We start from the raw sequence: 18,456 nt of genomic DNA on the forward strand, positions 1-18,456 counted from the left end.
AGGGCGCGGGTTGTGCGCCCTTCCGTCCCCGCGGGGATGCCCGGGTACACGGTGCAGTGCATCGAGTGTCGGGTTGAGGCTGTGCGGCTTCGGTGATTGGGTGATGTGGAGCCGCGCGGAGGCCTTCAGCGGTGGAGCTTCACCTCGAGCTGCGTCGCTTCGCCGCCGGGGAAGGACCCCTTCCATGTCCGGTAGCCCTTGAGGCGAACCTGGACGTTGACGGGGCCCTCGGGGAAGAGGTTGTCGAGGGCGAGGGGCGTCGTCCCCACGGGCCTGTCATCGACGAGGACGGTGGCTCCGGAAGGCTCGCTCATGAGCATGAGCACAGGGGTGGCCACGGGCTGGTTGAGGCTGGCCTTGAGGCGACTCGAGATTCTGTTTCGCTGCGGCCACAGCCACATGCTGCCGCCCACGGCGACCCCGATGCCCAGAAGCGCGATGACGAGTCGACCCCATCGTCGCGAAGGCGCGGCGAACTGGGGGCTCCCCTCCCAATCGCCCGCCGGGCGAGGCGCTCGCTCCTCGAGCTCCAAGGCATCCGCGCCGGCCCGAAGCACGCTGGGCGCGGAGGGGCGACGACCCACGGACTCGACGCTGTCCGCGAGGCTCAACGTCCCGGCGGCAGGCTGCGATGCTGAATCCGGGAGAGGGCGCTGCGGAGCACCACCGGCGAGCGCACCCACGCCAGGCGGAGTCCTGGCTCCAGGGGGACCCTGCGGTACGCCTCCCGGTGACGAGTCCCCAGAACGCGTGCCCGCATTCATGGAGCGCCGACCCTCGCCGTTGCCATGGCTTGGCACAGAGGCCTGACCCGGATGCACTGCTGGTACACGGTTCACGCCGCCGGTCATCGGCCCGCTCGCGGAAGCCATCGCATGGGCGTGAAGCACGAGATCCGAATCGCAGACGGAGCAAGCCGCACGGGGCGCGGACAGAGGAGTCAGACAGCGCGCGCAGCGATGGATGAGCCGTCCACTGGAGCTCATCTCGACGCCCGCCATCTCTGACGGCTCTTGCTCCTGCATGAGCATGTCCACCGCGAAGCTGGACATGGACGACGCGGGCACCTCGGGCGCGGGAGGCGCAGCCGCTTCACCTTGCTCCTGGAGCGTGGGGGGCGGAGCCAGCGTCGACAGGAAGGTGGTGAGTACGTCGGCGGTCGTGGGCTCGCCCGACTGTGACAGCCATCGCGCGAGCACTCCCCCCACGGCCTGGGCCGAGGGGAACCGGGCTTCCGGCGCACGGGCCAGCATGCGGCGGACCGCATCGGCGAGTGGTGCGGGAACCCCTGGTGGCAATGCCGGCACTTCGCGCGAGACGATGGCCACCGCGACCGAGCCCGACGCCGTGATGCCAGCGAACGGATGCGCACCCGTGAGCAGCTCGTGAAAGACGAGCCCCAAGGAGAACTGGTCGCTGAGCTCCGTGGCGGGGGCGCCTTGAAGGACCTCGGGAGCGCTGTAGGCCTCCTTGCCCCTGAAGAGCCCAGGCTCGGTGAAGGACGCACCGCTCAGTCGGGCGATGCCGAAGTCCGTCACCTTCACCTCGCCCTCACGGGACACGAGGATGTTGGACGGTGAGACGTCCCGGTGGGCGACCATGACCGGCCGTCCCTCGTGCGTCTTGCGGTAGGCGTGGTGCAGGCCCGCGAGTGACTGGAGCGTGATGAACGCCGCGAGGTGAGGAGGAAAGCGCCGCCCCTGCCTGGCGGCGAGCCGCAGCAGCACGCCCAGATCCCAACCGTCCACCAGCTCCATCACCAGGAAGAGGCCCGATGCGTCTTCGCCCACGTCGAACACCGTGGCGATGTTCTGGTGCTGAAGCTGGGTGGCGAGCCGAGCCTCCGCCAGGAACATCCGAGCGATGTCCGGCTCCTTCGCCAGGTGCGGCAGGATGCGCTTGATGGCGACGGTGCGCTCGAAGCCCTCCGCGCCGCGCGCCACCCCGAGGAAGAGCTCCGCCATGCCTCCAGAAGCCAGGGGCCTGATGAGCCGATAGCGTTCATTCACGGCGAAGCTCCGGGCAGATGCTTCAGTTGATGGGCTGGGTGAGTTCGCGCAGCAGCTTCCAGGGGTAGATGCCGGTGGTGTGGCCGTCGCTGAAGGCGAACGTCAGCGCGTAGTTGCCCACCGGGTGCACCTGCTTCACCTGCAGGTTCGCGGGGACCTGGGTGGTGTCCAGCGTGCGTTGGTTGGTCCACTCGTCCACACAGCCAGCGCAGGGGCAGTGTTGGCGAAGTGCCTGCGCGGTGGCGGTCGACTTCGCGCCATCATCCCAGGTCAGCTCCAGACGGGAGCCATCCGACGACAGGCGAGCGTCCGTCGCGGTGGCGGTGGGGGTCGAGGGCTTGATGCGGTCCCAGAAGCTCAACGTTGCACCTTTCCGAGTCTCAACAGCGAGGCGCCTTCCCTAACATTCTTCACGCTCGCCGGCGCGGGCATCACGAGGCCAGCTTGACGGGCAGCCGGTGGCCTTCCAGGCGCACGCCCTTCTTGGCCAGCACTCGCCGGAGGGCCGCCACCACCTGCGGGTCCAGCTGCGCGCCGGTGAGGGCGTCGAGAATCTCCATGGCCTTCTCCAGCGGCATGGCCTTCTGGTACGGCCGCGTGGAGGTGCACGCATCGAACGTGTCCGCGCAGGCGACGATGCGCGCCAGCAGCGGAATGTCCTCGCCGCGCAGCCGGTCCGGATAGCCCGTTCCGTCCCATCGCTCGTGGTGATGGCGCACGCACGCGCGCACCGCGCCCAGGAAGCTGACGGGGCCGATGATGGCGTCGCCGATGGCGGGGTGCTCGCGCATGATGGCCATCTCCTGGTCCGTCAGCTTCGACTGCTTGCAGAGGATGGACTCGACGATGCCAATCTTGCCGATGTCGTGGAGGATGCCGCCGTACTGGAGCTGACGCAGCTCGCGCTCGGTGAGGTTCAGCTCGCGGCCAATCTCCACCGCCACGTCACCCACCCGCTGGCTGTGGCCCCGTGTGTAGGCGTCCTTCGAGTCGATGGAGTTGGCCAGCGCGACGATGGTCTCCAGGTAGCCCTTCTCCAGGCTCTCGTAGAGGCCGCGGTTCTCCATGTCGTACGCGAGCAGCTGCTTGCTCATGTAGTTGAAGGTCTGGGCCAGCTCTCCCAGCTCGTTCCGCTGCGGAATCTTCACCTCCACGCCGAACTTGCCGCGCGCCAGCTCCAGCGCGCCGTCGGTGAAGACCTTGAGCGGGCGGGTGAGATTGCGGGAGAAGAGGGCCGCCATCACCAACGCGACGAGGATGGCCGCGCCGAGGCCCACGAGGATGCGCTGCTCCATCGTCTCGACCTGCCGGTAGGCGTGCTCCACCGGCTGCTCGGAGAGGATGGCCCAGCCCGTCTCGGGCAGCACCGTGTACGCGGCGACCACCGCGTCGCGGCCCTCGCCGAAGTTGCCCACGTGGAACAGCTCCGCGTTGGGCGTGGAGGCCAGCTGCCGCAGCAGGTGCGCCACCGGGCTGCGCTGGGACACATCACCGCCCAGCGACGCCACGCCGCCTCCGCCGACGACGAGATGCCCGCGAGGGTCCGCCAGATACGCGAAGCCCGTGCTGCCCACGCGCTCCTGCTCCAGCATGTGGCGCAAGCCCGCGAGTGACAGGTCCGCGGCGATGAAGCCCTTGATGGGCTCGCCCACGGAGAAGGCCAGCGTCACGACGGGACCACCGCCGCTCACGGGCACCGCGTTCGAATAGCGAGGCCCGTCCGTGCCGCCCTCGAGCAGCACGCGGCTGCGCTCCTCATGCGAGGCCAGGTCGGTGGGGGACACGTCGTGGCGGGAGAAGGCCTGGAGCCCTGGGAGCCGCTTGGCGTCGGGGCCGAAGACGGTGATGGCCAGCACCTCGCGCCGCTGGGAGAGCACCGAGGCCAGGTGCGTCTGCTGCGCGGGCAGGGGCAGCGCGAAGAAGTCCGGGACGCGGGCCAGTCCCATGACGGCCTCGGTCGGCTCCCCGAGGAAGATTTCGGCCTTGAGCCGCAGCTGCTTCACCCGCTCCTGGGCCAGCTCTTGCGCGTCGCGCACCAGGAGCTCGCGCGTGTGCGAGACGGACAGCCACCCCACCATCAGCGTGGGGACGATGCTGACCAGCAGCATCAACAGGAGGATGGCTTTGAACAGGCGCACGGGGCGGCTCCTCCAGGGACTACTGCCACTGGCCCTTCTGGACTTCGAGTTTGAGTCGCTCGGGGACCAGCTCGAACCGGCGGACTCCCGACGGCTCCGAGCGTCCCAGGGGCCCCACCGCCCTCACCGTCCACCAGTAGCGCCCCGCGGGCAACACAGGCAATTGCAGCTCGGGCGAAGAGGCCGTCTGCGTGAGCACGGCCGCGCCCTGGGCATCCCGCGCGACCTCGACTTCATAACGCTCCGCTCCCGGCTGCGCCGCCCAGGACAGCTTCACCGGACCCAGCAGTCCCTTGCCATCCGCGCGCCGCTTGAGCACCGCGCCCTCCTCGGGCTGGTCTGGCAAGGGTGTCGCGAGCGGCGGCGCGGGGCGAGCCGGAGGCCGACCCTTCTCCACGAGCACCGTCTCCCCCGGTGCCACGGGATGGGTGACGCCCTCTGCCTCGACGCGCACGGGAGGGCCTCGAACGACGGTGACGGTGGTGGTGCCGGCATCCGGCTCCACGCGCACGCTGAAGGCGGAAGAGGCGGGTGGGCGCGCGGCGGTCACCAGGGCCCCCGCGGCGTTGGCGGCCTCCGAGGCGAGCGCATAGCGCGCGGTGCGGAAGTGGACCTCGGCTTCTCGCAGCCGAGTCTCGGCCTCGGTGGGGCCGCCCACGTCCTTGGCCTGGGACACGAGCGTGCGCGCTGTCTCCAGCGCCTTGAGGGCCAGTGCCCGTTCCTGGCCGGGAAGCTTCAGCCGGGTGCCGGGGGGGACGGAGTCCGACGGGAGCGAATTGAGCGCGCGCAGCTCCGCCGAGGCATTCGCGTCACCCAGCACGCGGACCGCCACGTCCTTGAGGGACTCCTGGGGGCCCACCACCGTCGAGGGGTCCGCGGGCGCGGCGCTCAACCACGCGAGCAGGAGCAAGGGTGTCCTCATTGGAAGACAATCTCCCTTCCCGCCTGGATGGTGGCCGCTGGCGTGGTGACAGAGAGCGACTGGGTCGAGGGCTGCTCCAGCTCCGCGTCGATGCGGCCGCGCAGCACCGTCAGGTCCGTGCGCTGCCGCCCGGGCCTGGGCCGGGTCTCCGCGATGCCGATGAGCGAGTCCCCGCCCAGGTGTACGGTGCTGCCGTTGCCGCTGAAGACCAGGTCCGCGCCCGCGCCCTCGACGGTGCGCACCTTGTCGTTCTCGAACAGGGGCACGCCTTCACTGGCGGTGCTCCACTCGTCGGCGGTGGCGCGCTTGATTTGAACGTTCCCCTTCAGCCCGCGCAGGTGTGCTCGAGGCGAGGGCGGCGGCGTGGTCGACGTCGTGGCCACGGTGGGCGCGTCCTCGGCGGTGCAGCCGAGTGGCGAAGCCGAGAGCGCGAGCACGAGCAGCATGGGGAGCCAGCGTCGACGATTCACGAGAAGGGGTCCGCCTGGAGGTCCAAGGGCCCCAGGCTAATCCAATCGGCGGTGTCGCAGGCAGGGCAGGTCGCGGCGAATGCGCGCCTGGAGTGCCGGGTCCACGGGCGCCAGGGCCAGGCCCTCGCCTTCGGAGGCCCGCGCCGTCACCAGCCCCCAGGGGTCCACCACCATCGCGTGGCCATATGTCTGACGCTGGGCCGAGTGCCGCCCACCTTGCGCGGGAGCCAGCACGTACGCCTGGTTCTCGATGGCGCGGGCCCGCAGCAGCACCTCCCAGTGGTCCTTGCCCGTCATCATCGTGAAGGCCGCCGGGACCGCGAGCAGCGTCGCGCCGTCCTTCGAAAGCCGCCGGTACAACTCCGGGAACCGCAGGTCGTAGCAGACCGACATCCCCAGCCGCCCCACCTCCGTGTCCGCCGCGACGACCTCCGTCCCGGGGGCCACCGCCGCCGACTCCTGGTAGGTCGCACCATCACCCACCTCGACGTCGAACAGGTGCATCTTCCGGTAGACGCCCAGGCGCTCGCCGTCAGGGCCGAAGAGGACGCTGGTGTTGTAGAGCCGCCCGCCTGGCGCGCCCGTCTCCAGGACGCTGCCGGCCAGCAGGGTCACCTTCCGCTCGCGCGCCAGCTCGGCCATGCGGGAGAGGGTGGGGCCGTCCAGGCCTTCGGCTGCTCCCTGCCGCTCGGGCTCCGGACCCATCCACGCGAAGTTCTCGGGGAGGCCCACCAGCCGAGCGCCCAGCTCACTGGCGCGCCGGACGAGGCGAGTGGCGGCTTCCACGTTGTGGGCCTTGTCCGCGGTGGACACCATCTGAGCGGCGGCGATGAGGTGCATGGACCCGTTATAACGCCCGCCCGGCTCGCGGAACCCCTGGGAATTCCTTGCCCTGTTGGCCAGGTTTCACGGGACCCTAGAGGGAGCGTCCTTCCTTTACACCCTTTGGGGGGGTGTGTTACGGACGCGCCCGACATTTTTCGATGTGCACCTCGAAAAGTGGGCCGCCGTGCCCGCTTTTCGCGTTTTTGGAGTCTGGTTTCCTGGCTATGTCGGAGAAGAACCTCAAGCAGACGGTGGAGGACCGGGCGGGGGCAGTGCTCGACCCCATCGTTGCGGGCGAGGGCCTGGAGCTCGTGGACCTGGAGTTCGTCCGGGAACGCGAGGGGTGGGTGCTTCGACTCTTCATCGACAAGCCGGGCGGACGGGTTGGACTGGACGAGTGCAGTCAGGTCTCCCGCGCGGTGGACCCGGTGCTGGACGTGGAGGACTTCATTCCCCACGAGTACAGCCTGGAGGTCTCCAGCCCAGGAGTGGACCGGCCGCTGAAGAAGCCGGCTCACTTCGAGCGCGTCCAGGGTCAGAAGGTGAAGGTGAAGACGTTCGGCCCGGTGGGTGACCCGCCGCGCAAGAACTTCGCCGGCACGCTGACCGGGGTGGTGGGAGACGGTATCTCGGTGGAGGTGGAAGGTGCCGGAACCTTCCACATCCTCTTCAAGGACATCGCCAAGGCGAACCTGGAGTTCGAGTTCTAGACGTCGACATACAGGGCACCCTGCCGCGCGGGGGGCCCGTGGACCCATTCAGGAGAAGACCATGCCCACGCAGCAAGCCAACCCGAGCGTCAGCCTCAACCTCGTCCTGGACCAGGTCGCCAAGGACAAGGGCATCGACCGGGCTGTGCTGATTGCCACCCTCGAGGATGCGATGAAGACCGCGGCCAAGAAGCACTTTGGCCAGGACCGCAACCTCGAGGCCAAGTACGACCCCGAGAAGGGCGTGGTGGAGTTGTTCCAGGCCATCACCGTGGTGGAGGAGATCACCGACCCCGTCCAGGCGGTGAACCAGATTACGCTCGCCGAGTCCCACAAGAAGGGCATGGAGGTGGAGCCCGGCGACGAGCTCGTCTTCCAGATCTTCTACCGGGACGAGGACGCCAACGAGGCCAAGGCCCAGGACGACCAGTACGGCGACATCCTCCGCCTGAAGACCTTCCGCCGCGGCTTCGGCCGCATCGCCGCGCAGACCGCCAAGCAGGTCATCCTGCAGCGCACCCGCGATGCCGAGCGCGAGAACGTCTTCAACGAGTACAAGGACCGCAAGAACGAGATCGTGACGGGCATCGCCCGCCGGTTCGAGCGCGGCAACATCATCGTGGACCTGGGCCGCGCCGAGGCCGTGCTGCCGGTGCGCGAGCAGGTTCCGCGTGAGACGTACCGCCCCGGCGACCGCGTCCAGGCGTACGTGCTGGACGTGCTGCGCGAGTCGAAGGGCCCCCAGATTGTCCTCAGCCGCGCGTCGGTGAACCTGCTCACCAAGCTGTTCGAGATGGAGGTGCCCGAAATCGCCGAGGGCATCGTCGTCATCGAGGCGGCGGCCCGTGAGCCGGGTGGCCGCGCCAAGATCGCCGTCTCCAGCCGCGACTCGGACGTGGATCCGGTCGGCGCGTGCGTGGGCATGAAGGGCAGCCGCGTGCAGGCGGTGGTGCAGGAGCTGCGCGGCGAGAAGATCGACATCGTCCCCTATGACGAGGACCCGGCGCGCTTCGTGTGTTCGGCGCTGGCGCCCGCGGAGGTCAGCCGCGTCATCATCGACGAGGCCAACCACGCGATGGAGCTCATCGTCCCGGACGACCAGCTCAGCCTGGCCATCGGTCGGCGCGGCCAGAACGTGCGCCTGGCGGCCCAGCTGACGGGCTGGAAGCTGGACATCAACAGCGAGAGCCGCGTGCGGGAGATGCGCGAGTTCGCCAGCCGCTCGCTGGGCGCGCTGCCGGGCATCAACGAGATGCTGGTGGAGACGCTCTACGCGCACGGCTTCCGCCAGGCGCGGGACGTGGCGGATGCCAACCCGGAGATGCTGGCGCAGATCCCCGGCATGGACCCGGCTCGCATCCCCTCCATGCAGGAAGCCGCTCGCAAGCGCATGGTCGAAGACCAGGCGGAGCTGTCCCGCATGGATTATGAAAGGGAGCAGGCCCGGCTGGCCGAGGCGCGCCGCCACCCCGACGAGCTGTCCCAGGCTGAACGCCTGGCGCGCGTGCGCGGCGTTGGCGAGAAGACCATCGAACAGCTCGCGGCGTCCGGCTACCGCACGGTGGAAGACATCGCCAACGAGAAGGACCTGGCGAAGCTGGGCGATGTGCCGGGCGTGGGCATCAAGAAGGCCCGCCAGCTGAAGAGCGCGGCGGAAAACTATCTCGTGGAGGAGGCCAAGCTGCGCGCGGAGCTGAATGCCGAGCGCGGCAACTCGACGGCGACCCTGGATGGTGGCGCGGAAGCCACCAAGTCGCCGTAAGCTAGAAAGGAAGGCAGGACGTGGGGCGCCCGACTGGCCGTTCTGTGCCAGAAGAGCCAATCGCCAGGTCAGGTCCGGTCCGGATGTGCGTCGGGTGCGGGTCCAAGCGACTTCAAGCGGAGCTCACCCGGTTCGTGATAGGGCCCGAAGGTGCCATCGTGGTGGACAGGGAGCGGCGGCTGCCCGGACGGGGCGCCTACCTGTGCGGTGTCGGTTGTATGACGGCAGCGCTGAAGCGGAAGGCGTTCAGTCGTGCCTTTCGCGGAAAGGCGGGGTTGGTAGACCCGTCGCAGCTCGGGTAGGCATAGGAGCCTGCGCCATGAGGGCGGAGGGGTGTTGGGGGGGAGTGGGTGTTAAGGACCACTCGCACACATTTTCGGGTTTGAGCTAGGGTGCTGCGCCCCGGGGTCACCGGGTGCGGCAGGCCAACAAGGGCAATATGTCGAAGAAGCGCGTCCACGAAATCGCCAAGGAGCTCAAGGGCCACGGCATTGAGCTCGACAACAAGGAGGTCGTAACCGAGCTGTCCGCGCTCGGGTACGACGTCAAGAGCCATTCGTCCTCCCTCGATGACGACCAGGCGACCGCCGCCGTTCAGAAGATTCTGGACAAGCGCAAGCCGAAGCAGGCCGCCCCCCCGGTGACGGCGAAGGGGTTCGTGGTTCGCCGCAAGGTGGGCCCGGCCGCCGGTTCCTCCGCGGATGCCGGCGCGGACATGCAGGGCATGGAGTACGCCGAGCAGGCCTCCATGTCGGCGCCCGCCGTCGATACGCCGCCTCCCGCCGCCGCGGAGGCTTTTGCTCCTTCGCAGCACCAGGATGAGCCTTCTCACTCGGTGGAGGCCTCGGCCCCCGTGGAGCCTCCCCAGGCTCCCGTGGCCGTGGAGCCACCTCCCGCCGTCGCCGCGCCAGTCGCGCCGCCCGCCGCGTCCCCCGCGGTCGAGTCGCCGGCTGCTCCCGCGGTCGCCGCCCAGACCCCTGTCACGACCGAGGCCCCCAAGGCCCCGGCCGCCGAGGCGCCTCGCGCCCCTGTTTCACCTCCCGCTGCCGCCGCGCAGCCTCGTTCCCCCGCTCAGGAGAGCACCCACTTGCCGCAACCCCCTCCGCGCTCGCCGGTCCCGCCGACTGTCCGGACGCCGTCTTCACCGTCTTCGTCCGCGACCGTCGTGTCTCGGGGGCCCGCGCCGGGTTATGGGCAGCGGGGTGCGCCCTCGGGCGGACGCCCCGGTGGTCCGGGTGGCCCGGGTGGCCGTCCCGGTGGTCCGGGTGGCCCGGGTGGCGGACGTCCAGGTGGCCCGGGTGGCCCCGGGGGTCGTCCTGGCGGTCCGGGTGGCCCGGGTGGTCGTCCTGGGCAGGGGGGGCGTCCGAGCTACTCGTCCTATCAGGGACAGGGCGCGCGTCCGGGGCAGGGCGCGGTGCGTCCCAGCTCGGCGCCGGGCTCCTTGCAGGCCACGGGGGGCGCGGTTCCCTCGGCGCCGCAGGGTCCCACCATCATGGTGGGCGGCATTCCTCACGCCCAGGTGTCTCCGACGGGCGGACAGGCGCGTCCCACGGCCACGCAGGCCGTCGTCATCTCGCGCCCGCTCATCCAGGTCCGCCGCGTCACTCCGACGGCGGGTCAGGCGAAGCAGTACCCCATGGCGCCGGGTCGCGCGGGCATCCCCGAGCGGCGTGAGTACAAGGTGGTCCCGGACCACCTGGGCCGTGGCCGCGAGCTGGTGGACGTCTCCAAGAACAAGGAGCGTGGCCAGCGCAAGCGCACCAGCGGCGATACGCAGAGCGTGTCCAAGCAGGAACTGACGGACATGGTCTGGGGCCGCGTCACCATCCCGGTGCGTGGCAAGAAGAAGAAGCCCACGAAGAAGGGCGCCAAGACGCAGATCACCCAGATGGCCGAGGAGAAGAAGGTCATCAAGCTGCAGGAGGGCATCAGCGTGTCCGACCTGGGCCAGCGTATGGGTGTGCGCAGCGCGGACATCATCAAGAAGCTGATGGGCCTGGGGAAGATGGCCACGGCCAACCAGATGGTGGACGCCGACACCGCGGAGATGATTGCCGGCGACTACGGCTGGAAGATCGACCGCGTGGGCTTCGAGGTGGAGGACTACCTGCCCGAGGTGGAGGCGCGTCCCGAGGACGAGCGTCCGCGTCCGCCGGTCGTCACCATCATGGGCCACGTCGACCACGGCAAGACGAGCTTGCTGGACGCCATCCGCAGCGCGAACGTCGCGGCGGGCGAGGCGGGCGGCATCACCCAGCACATCGGCGCGTACAGCATCTCCACGGCGCGCGGTGACGTCACCTTCCTGGATACCCCTGGTCACGAGGCCTTCACGTCCATGCGCGCCCGCGGCGCCAACGTGACGGACATCGTGGTGCTGGTGGTGGCCGCCGACGACGGCGTGATGCCGCAGACGGTGGAGGCCATCAAGCACGCGAAGGCGGCGGAGGTGCCCATCGTCGTCGCCATCAACAAGATGGACGTGCCGGGCGCCAACCCCGACCGCGTGAAGAAGGACCTGGCCAACCACGAGCTCGTCCCCGAGGAGTGGGGCGGCGACACCATCATGGTGCCCGTGTCCGCCAAGACGAAGCAGAACCTGGACCTCCTCCTGGAGAACTTGGCGCTGCAGGCGGAAGTGCTGGAGCTCACGTCCAACCCGAACCGTCCGTCCGTCGGCGCCGTCATCGAGGCGAAGCTGGACCGCGGCCGGGGCCCGGTCGCCACGGTGCTGGTGCAGGAGGGCACGCTCAAGCTGGGCGACGCCATCGTCACCGGCTCGCACTACGGCCGTGTCCGCGCGATGAACAACAGCCGCGGCGAGATGGTGAAGGAAGTCAAGCCGGGCTACTGCGCGGAGGTCGTCGGCCTGTCCGGTGTCCCCAGCGCGGGCGACGCCATCAACGTGGTGGCGGACGAGAAGGCGGCCAAGCAGATCGCCGAGCACCGCAACATGAAGGAGCGGCAGACCGAGCTCAGCAAGGTCAGCCGCGAGTCCCTGGAGCAGCTGTTCGCCAAGACGAAGGCGGGCGGCGGTCCCAAGGAACTGCGCGTCGTCATCAAGGCGGACGTGCAGGGCTCGGCCGAGGCCGTCAAGCAGGCGGTCCAGAAGCTCTCCACGCACAAGGTCAAGGTGGAGGTCGTCCACACGGGTGTGGGTGCCATCACCGAGGGCGACGTGATGCGGGCGGCCGCCTCCAAGGGCGTGGTGCTCGGCTTCAACGTCAACCCGGAGTCCGGCGCCGAGGCCGCGGCCAAGGCGCAGGAAGTCACCCTGCAGAGCTACTCCATCATCTACGAGCTCATCGATGGGGTGCGCACGGAGATGGAGAGCCTGCTGGAGCCCATCCGCACGGAGAAGAAGCTGGGCCGCGCGGAGGTCCGCAACACCTTCAACGTTCCTCGCCTGGGCACCATCGCCGGCGCGGCGGTGCTGGATGGTGTGATGAAGCGTGGCTCCTTCGTTCGCCTCATGCGCGAGAACAAGCAGTTGTTCCAGGGCAAGATGGCGTCGCTGCGGCGCTTCAAGGACGACGTCAAGGAAGTCGCGCAGGGCTTCGAGTGCGGTATCGGCATCGCGGACTTCAACGACCTCAAGGCCGGAGACATCATCGAGGCCTACGAGATTGAAGAGACCCGGCAGAGCCTGACGTAAGCCTCGCGCCTCGTCTCCCCCTGGGAAGGCCCCACCTTCCCAGGGAGGTTTCACCCCAGGGGCCTCGCGTGCTCGCGGGCCCCGAGGGTCGGGGGATTGGCATGTTCGTAGGTGTCGCACGTCTCACCCTCCAGATTCCGGAGAGCGGCTCGCTCAAGGCCAAGCGGCAGGTGCTTCGCCGGGTGATGGACCGGGTGAGGGCTCGCTTCAACGTGGCCATGGCCGAGGTGGAGGACCAGGACCTCTGGCAGAAGGCCACGCTCGCTCTCTCGGTGGTGGGCAATGACCGCCGCCATGTGGACGAGCAACTCGAGAAGGTCATCCACTTCATCGAGGAGATGTACGTCGCCCCGCTGATGGCGCGGGAGACGGAGATATTGGGCTTTGGAGACCAGCTCTTCGCGAGTGGCCCCACGATGTCCGCGGCGGGTGCGCGGGCGGTGGAGCCCTTGGATGACGAAGAGGACCTGCTGTCGCCCGAGCGGGCGGCGGAGCACTCGGAAGCGGCCATTGCCCGGTTCTTGCGGGGCGAGCGGGCCTCGCTGGCCGAGGCTGAGGGGTTGGGAGATTGGGAGCGCCGTCATGACGGCGATAACGACGGTGGCCCCGGTACGGGCCGCCCGTCTCCGTCGGGCGGTGGACGGATGACGCTGGACGAGGCGCGGGCGAGAGCCCGTTCCCTGCGCAACCCGCGAGACTGGGAGAAGAAATGACGACGCATTCCCGACCCGAGCGAGTGGGGCAGGAAATCCAGGTGGCCCTCGGGGACTTGCTCTCCCGGGGCGAGCTGAGGGACCCGCGCATCGGATACATCACGATTACCGGGGTGAAGGTCTCCCCGGACCTTCGCGTGGCCCGTGTCTTCTATTCGATGATGGGCACCCCCGAGGAGCGGTCCGAGACGCAGAAGGGCCTGGAGGCGGCCAAGGGCTTTGTGCGGCGCGCCGTGACGGCGGCCGTCAACCTGCGCGTCTCTCCGGAAATCTTCTTCTCCTTCGACGAGTCCATCGGAGAGGGCGACAAGATTGACCGTCTTCTGCGGGAGGTCCGTAACAAGGAAGGCTGGTAGTTCGGGCTCGGCGCCCACAGGATGGGTCTGACATGGACGGCGTCCTCGTCATCGACAAGCCCACCGGCCCCACGTCCTTCGACGTGGTGCGACAGGTGCGCTCGCTGTTGAAGCTCAAGAAGGTGGGCCATACGGGGACGTTGGACCCGATGGCCACGGGTGTGCTGCCGTTGTGCCTGGGTGAGGCCACGAAGGTGGCCGGGTTCATCACCGAGGGCGACAAGGCCTACGACGCCACGGTGCGTTTGGGCTCGGAGACGGATACCCAGGACGCGGAGGGGCAGGTGACGGCGACGGCGCCCGTCCCGGCGCTGACGCCCGCGCTGCTGGAGGCCGCGCTCGCGCGCTTCCGAGGCAGCTTCGACCAGGTTCCGCCGATGTATTCGGCGGTGAAGGTGGCCGGCAAGCGCTTGTACGAGCTGGCCCGGGCGGGTGAGGAAGTGGAGCGCGCCGCCCGCCATGTGACGGTGTACGAGCTGGTCCTGCGCGACTTCTCGGCGGACCGGATTCACCTGTCGGTGCGCTGTTCCAAGGGCTTCTTCGTGCGCACCCTGGCCTTCGACCTGGGGCGTGCCCTGGGGTGTGGGGCCCACCTGGAGGCCCTGCGGCGCACGGCCAGCGGCCCCTTCGTGCTGGCCCGGGCCCTGCCCCTGGCGGACGTGGCCGCGCAGGCGAAGGAAGGCACGCTGGCCTCACGCCTGGTGTCGCTCGGCGATGCCCTGGTGGACATGCCCGAGGTGCGGGTAGGGGCCGAGGATGCGCGGCGCGTGTCCCACGGTGTCCCGGTGGAGGTCCCCGCTTCGTCGCGCCCCGGCCGGGTGCGTGTGACGGGACCCGACGGGACGCTCCTGGCCGTGGCCGAGGGCGCGGGTGGGCGTCTGCGCTACCTGCGGGTGCTCGTCTAGCAGCACGCTTTGGGGCTGTGCGTCTTCGCACGCTCCAGCTCTCGCGGGGCGCACGGGCAGGCGTCCAAGGTTGACCCTGGGTAGGGTGAAGCTTATAAGCCCCCCGCTCGTTAGAAGCATGAGACCCGGTCTGTACCCCTCCGCGGACCCGGGCGACTCAGTCGGTAACCACCCGGAGCGGGACACGAAGGTCGAGAATCACATGTCGCTGCATCAGGAGCGCAAGTCGGAGCTGGTGACGAAGTTCAGGACCCACGAGTCGGACACCGGGTCCCCCGAGGTGCAGGTTGCGCTGCTGTCCGAGCGCATCAACATGCTCACGGAGCACTTCAAGACGCACAAGAAGGACCACCACTCGCGGCGCGGTCTGCTGAAGCTGGTCGGTCAGCGTCGTCGGCTTCTGGACTACCTGAAGTCGAAGGACGTCACCCGCTACAAGAAGCTCATTGAGGGCCTCGGCATCCGCAAGTAGGCACCTCGGCAGGACCCGGGGCGCTGGTTCATCCAGCGCCCCGCGCATTTCAGACGTCGAAGTCGGTTGTTGGAAGCAGTGAGAAGCGGTGGGTGGTGGCGGGCGAGGGAGTGGTGCCGACGGAGGTTTTGGTTTCCGTTCGGACCGGCTGACAGGTGTCGGCCGGTGCGATCAGGGATCAAAAGCTCCGAGACATCCCTCCGGCGCTCCGCAAGCGCCCTTCCGCAGTACAGGCTGGCGGTTGCCTGTCATGCGCCTGTCCCAGGCCTTGGCGACCGCTCAAACACCCCGAGGGCCCTCCCGGGGTGCCTGACCGCATTTGCGGGCCAGGTGCGTGCGGTGGGGTCCTCGCCCGAAGCATATCGAGGCACGGACATGTTGAAGAAGAGCGTCAAGATTGGTGAGAGCGAGCTGAGCATCGAAGTGGGCCGCATGGCCAAGCAGGCCGACGGCTCCGTGGTGGTTCGCTATGGCGACACCATGCTGCTGGTGACCGCGGTCAGCGCGCGCGAGAAGAAGGACGTCGACTTCCTGCCGCTGACGGTGGAGTACCAGGAGAAGCTGTACTCGGCCGGCCGCATCCCCGGCAGCTACTTCAAGCGCGAGGGTCGCCTCACGGAGAAGGAGACGCTGGCCAGCCGCCTGGTGGACCGCTCCGCGCGTCCGCTGTTCCCGGAAGGCTACGCGTACGAGACGCAGATCATCGCCAGCGTCATCTCCGCGGACCCGGAGAACGAGGGCGACGTGCACGGCATCACCGGCGCCTCCGCGGCGCTGTGGGTGTCGGACATCCCGTTCAACGGCCCCATCGCCGGCATCCGCGTGGGACGCGTGGGTGGTCAGCTGGTGGCGAACCCCACCGCGAAGCAGCGTGAGCAGAGTGACCTGGACCTGGTCATGGCGGTCAGCCGCGAGGCCATCGTCATGGTCGAGGGCGGCGCCGAAGAGGTGTCCGAGGCGGACATGGTGGCCGCGCTGGAGTTCGGCTTCAAGTCCGCGCAGCCCGCGCTGGACCTGCAGGACGAGCTGCGCCGCGAGCTGAACAAGCAGGTGCGCGCGTTCGACAAGGCGCCCGCGGTGGACGAGGCGCTGCGCGCCAAGGTCCGCGACCTGGCGATGGCGGGCATCAAGGCCGGCTATGAAATCAAGGAGAAGGGCGCCCGCTACGACGCGCTCTCCAAGGCGAAGAAGGAGACCATCGTCAAGCTCAAGGAGCAGATGGGCGAGACCTTCACGTCGCAGGTGGAGAAGCACGCCAAGCAGGTGGTGGAGGACCTGAAGTACGAGCACATGCGCGAGATGACGGTCAACGGTGGCCGCATCGGTGGGCGTGGGCACGACGTGGTCCGCGCCATCACGTGTGAAGTCGGCGTGCTGCCGCGCACGCACGGAAGCGCGCTGTTCACCCGTGGCGAGACGCAGGCCCTGGTCGTCACCACGCTGGGCACCAGCGAGGACGAGCAGCGCCTGGAGATGCTGGGTGGCATGACGTTCAAGCGCTTCATGCTGCACTACAACTTCCCCCCGTTCAGCGTGAACGAGACCAAGCCGCTGCGTGGCCCGGGCCGCCGTGAAATCGGCCACGGTGCGCTGGCGGAGCGCGCGCTGCGCAACATGGTGCCGAAGAGCGACTCGTTCCCGTACACGGTGCGCCTCGTGTCGGACATCCTGGAGTCCAACGGCTCCTCCTCCATGGCCTCTGTGTGCGGTGGCACGCTGGCGCTGATGGACGCGGGTGTCCCCATCAAGTCGCCGGTGGCGGGTATCGCCATGGGTCTGGTGAAGGAGGGCGACAAGGTCGCCATCCTGTCGGACATCCTCGGTGACGAGGACCACCTGGGCGACATGGACTTCAAGGTGTGCGGCACCACGAAGGGCATCACGTCCATCCAGATGGACATCAAGATCACCGGCCTCACCACGGAGATCATGAGCCGCGCGCTGGAGCAGGCGCGTCAGGGCCGCATCCACATCCTGGGCGAGATGCTCAAGTCGCTGGCGCAGCCCCGCAAGGAGATCAGCCAGTACGCTCCGCGCATCACCACCATCCAGATTCGTCCCGAGTTCATCAAGAACGTCATCGGGCCGGGCGGCAAGGTCATCAAGGACATCATCGCGCGCACCGGCGCGGCGATTAACATCGAGGACTCCGGCCGGGTGGACATCGCCAGCGCGAACGGCGAGGCCGTGAAGGCCGCCATCGCGATGATCCAGGCGCTGACCCGCGAGGCGGAGATCGGGAAGATCTACACGGGCACCGTGCGGAAGATCGCCGAGTTCGGCGCCTTCGTGGAGCTGTTCCCGGGCACCGACGGCCTCATCCACATCTCCGAGCTGTCCGACAAGCGCGTCAAGAGCGTCTCCGACGTGCTGAAGGAGGGCGATGAGGTGCTGGTGAAGGTGGTCAGCATCGACAAGACGGGCAAGATTCGTCTGTCGCGCAAGGAGGCGATGGCGGAGCGCGCGGCGCAGCAGCAGGGCGCGGCGGACACCGTCGCGGCGCAGCCGGCCCCCGAGGCCACCCAGCCCAACGCCAAGGCCTGATTCCCGGCCCCACGCGGACCTCTCCATGAGGTCCGCCGTGGCACCCGACGCCCCCTTCCGCAGCTCGCGGGAGGGGGTGTTTTCGTTGGGGGCGGGAATGGCTTAGACCTGGGGTTCGGGGTCGTGCGTTGGAGGTGCGAGCCCCGTCTGCCCGGAGGCCTCGTTGCCGCCTCGTCCATCATCCGCCACCTCACCCAGCGCTCCTGGTGTCGTCTCGTGGGTCTCCCGCGCGCTGGGCGCCTTCCGGTGGGCGTTCATGCCCCTGGGGCTGCTGGCGCTGGTGGCCGTGGGCGTGCACGCGGCGGCGGACACGTTGGATGACCGGCTGTTGTCGTGGGTGGACCGCGCCGACGCGGCCTTCGATGGCTGGGTGGGCCAATACGACCTGACGGCGCCGATGGTGGAGTGGGTTTCACTCGAGCTGCGCACGCGCATCGCGCGCGTCCTGGCGCTGACGTGGGAGCTGGCCGCGGACCTGGTGCTCGCGCTTCCTGCGTTGGGGTACCGCGAGGCCTCCGCCGCGCGTCCCGCGGAGGCCTGGCGTGCGGCGATGGAGGGCCCGAAGGAGCAGCCTTCGTGGCGTGCGTTGTGGCTGCGCTGTGTGCGCCGGCCCACGCCGATGCGGTGGTTGAGGCCGCTCGCCACGGCGGCGGTGGTGGTGGCCGGAGCGTGCGCGGTGGCGCGGCTGCTTCAAGGCACGGTGTACCTGTCCTGGCGCGAGCTGATGGGAGACCGGGTCGCGGACTGGGGCGCGAGGGGACTGGCGCTCGGGGCGCTGGTGGGCGTGCTGTCCACGCTGGGTTGGCGTGCGGTGCTGCGAAACCTCCAGCACGCGGACACGGCCTGTGCACAAGAGACCGGTCGCCGGGCCTTCACTCGAGGCCTGCTGGGGTGCGTGGTGGTGGTGCCGTTGGCCGTGGCCGCCGCGCTCGAAGCGTCTCCTCTCTGGTCGTTCTTTCGCTGAGGCGCCCACCC

General features: G+C 69.0%; 17 protein-coding genes. 10 read left to right on the forward strand and 7 right to left on the reverse strand.

The window, feature by feature from the left end:
* Positions 1 to 125: 125 nt before the first annotated feature.
* The 6 genes from MYSTI_RS11590 to MYSTI_RS11615 all read right to left on the reverse strand — a co-directional run bounded on the left by MYSTI_RS11590 (position 126) and on the right by MYSTI_RS11615 (position 6,379).
* On the reverse strand, positions 126 to 2,009 hold the full coding sequence (locus tag MYSTI_RS11590; protein WP_015347931.1) for a serine/threonine-protein kinase: 1,884 nt from the start codon (positions 2,007 to 2,009) through the stop codon (positions 126 to 128).
* 22 nt (positions 2,010 to 2,031) lie between these two features.
* Positions 2,032 to 2,370, reverse strand: a complete 339-nt coding sequence (locus tag MYSTI_RS11595; RefSeq protein ID WP_015347932.1) for a DUF971 domain-containing protein — start codon at positions 2,368 to 2,370, stop codon at positions 2,032 to 2,034.
* 70 nt (positions 2,371 to 2,440) lie between these two features.
* Positions 2,441 to 4,147 (reverse strand): HD domain-containing phosphohydrolase, encoded by a 1,707-nt coding sequence (locus MYSTI_RS11600; RefSeq protein WP_015347933.1) that lies wholly within the window; start codon positions 4,145 to 4,147, stop codon positions 2,441 to 2,443.
* 19 nt (positions 4,148 to 4,166) lie between these two features.
* Entirely contained in the window at positions 4,167 to 5,069 is a 903-nt protein-coding gene (locus MYSTI_RS11605; protein WP_015347934.1) for a hypothetical protein, read from the reverse strand.
* Entirely contained in the window at positions 5,066 to 5,515 is a 450-nt protein-coding gene (locus MYSTI_RS11610; RefSeq protein ID WP_015347935.1) for a FecR domain-containing protein, read from the reverse strand. Before MYSTI_RS11610 ends, MYSTI_RS11605 begins: the two co-directional genes overlap by 4 nt.
* Positions 5,516 to 5,575: 60 nt before the next feature.
* Complete coding sequence (locus tag MYSTI_RS11615) at positions 5,576 to 6,379, reverse strand: carbon-nitrogen hydrolase family protein (RefSeq protein WP_015347936.1); 804 nt, start codon at positions 6,377 to 6,379, stop codon at positions 5,576 to 5,578.
* Positions 6,380 to 6,588: 209 nt separating this feature from the next.
* Between MYSTI_RS11615 and MYSTI_RS11620 the strand changes: the two genes are divergently transcribed.
* From MYSTI_RS11620 to pnp, 9 genes are all read left to right on the forward strand, one after another.
* Complete coding sequence (locus MYSTI_RS11620; protein WP_015347937.1) at positions 6,589 to 7,074, forward strand: ribosome maturation factor RimP; 486 nt, start codon at positions 6,589 to 6,591, stop codon at positions 7,072 to 7,074.
* A gap of 61 nt (positions 7,075 to 7,135) precedes the next feature.
* On the forward strand, positions 7,136 to 8,836 hold the full coding sequence (gene nusA / locus MYSTI_RS11625) for a transcription termination factor NusA (protein ID WP_015347938.1): 1,701 nt from the start codon (positions 7,136 to 7,138) through the stop codon (positions 8,834 to 8,836).
* An 83-nt stretch (positions 8,837 to 8,919) separates the two neighbouring features.
* Positions 8,920 to 9,138, forward strand: a complete 219-nt coding sequence (locus MYSTI_RS41700) for a YlxR family protein (RefSeq protein ID WP_086009838.1) — start codon at positions 8,920 to 8,922, stop codon at positions 9,136 to 9,138.
* A gap of 137 nt (positions 9,139 to 9,275) precedes the next feature.
* Positions 9,276 to 12,491 (forward strand): translation initiation factor IF-2, encoded by a 3,216-nt coding sequence (gene infB / locus MYSTI_RS11630; protein WP_015347940.1) that lies wholly within the window; start codon positions 9,276 to 9,278, stop codon positions 12,489 to 12,491.
* Between the two features lie 101 nt (positions 12,492 to 12,592).
* Complete coding sequence (locus MYSTI_RS11635) at positions 12,593 to 13,204, forward strand: DUF503 domain-containing protein (RefSeq protein ID WP_015347941.1); 612 nt, start codon at positions 12,593 to 12,595, stop codon at positions 13,202 to 13,204.
* Entirely contained in the window at positions 13,201 to 13,560 is a 360-nt protein-coding gene (gene rbfA, locus MYSTI_RS11640) for a 30S ribosome-binding factor RbfA (protein WP_015347942.1), read from the forward strand. Before MYSTI_RS11635 ends, rbfA begins: the two co-directional genes overlap by 4 nt.
* 32 nt (positions 13,561 to 13,592) lie before the next feature.
* Entirely contained in the window at positions 13,593 to 14,465 is an 873-nt protein-coding gene (gene truB, locus MYSTI_RS11645; protein ID WP_015347943.1) for a tRNA pseudouridine(55) synthase TruB, read from the forward strand.
* Positions 14,466 to 14,667: 202 nt separating this feature from the next.
* Positions 14,668 to 14,937, forward strand: a complete 270-nt coding sequence (gene rpsO, locus MYSTI_RS11650) for a 30S ribosomal protein S15 (protein ID WP_044279503.1) — start codon at positions 14,668 to 14,670, stop codon at positions 14,935 to 14,937.
* Positions 14,938 to 15,312: 375 nt separating this feature from the next.
* Positions 15,313 to 17,481 (forward strand): polyribonucleotide nucleotidyltransferase, encoded by a 2,169-nt coding sequence (pnp, locus tag MYSTI_RS11655; protein WP_015347945.1) that lies wholly within the window; start codon positions 15,313 to 15,315, stop codon positions 17,479 to 17,481.
* Positions 17,482 to 17,583: 102 nt separating this feature from the next.
* On the opposite strand, the gene MYSTI_RS44565 is transcribed toward pnp, so the two are convergent.
* Positions 17,584 to 17,739 carry a hypothetical protein gene (locus MYSTI_RS44565; protein ID WP_233278239.1) on the reverse strand — a complete coding sequence of 52 codons (156 nt, stop codon included), beginning with the start codon at positions 17,737 to 17,739 and terminating at the stop codon, positions 17,584 to 17,586.
* On the opposite strand from MYSTI_RS44565, the gene MYSTI_RS11660 reads away from it, so the two are divergent.
* Positions 17,738 to 18,445, forward strand: a complete 708-nt coding sequence (locus tag MYSTI_RS11660) for a hypothetical protein (RefSeq protein ID WP_233278240.1) — start codon at positions 17,738 to 17,740, stop codon at positions 18,443 to 18,445. The two genes, MYSTI_RS44565 and MYSTI_RS11660, sit on opposite strands and share 2 nt — an antisense overlap.
* Positions 18,446 to 18,456: the final 11 nt, after the last annotated feature.

The sequence above is a fragment of the Myxococcus stipitatus DSM 14675 genome (genome assembly GCF_000331735.1).
GTDB lineage: Bacteria > Myxococcota > Myxococcia > Myxococcales > Myxococcaceae > Myxococcus > Myxococcus stipitatus.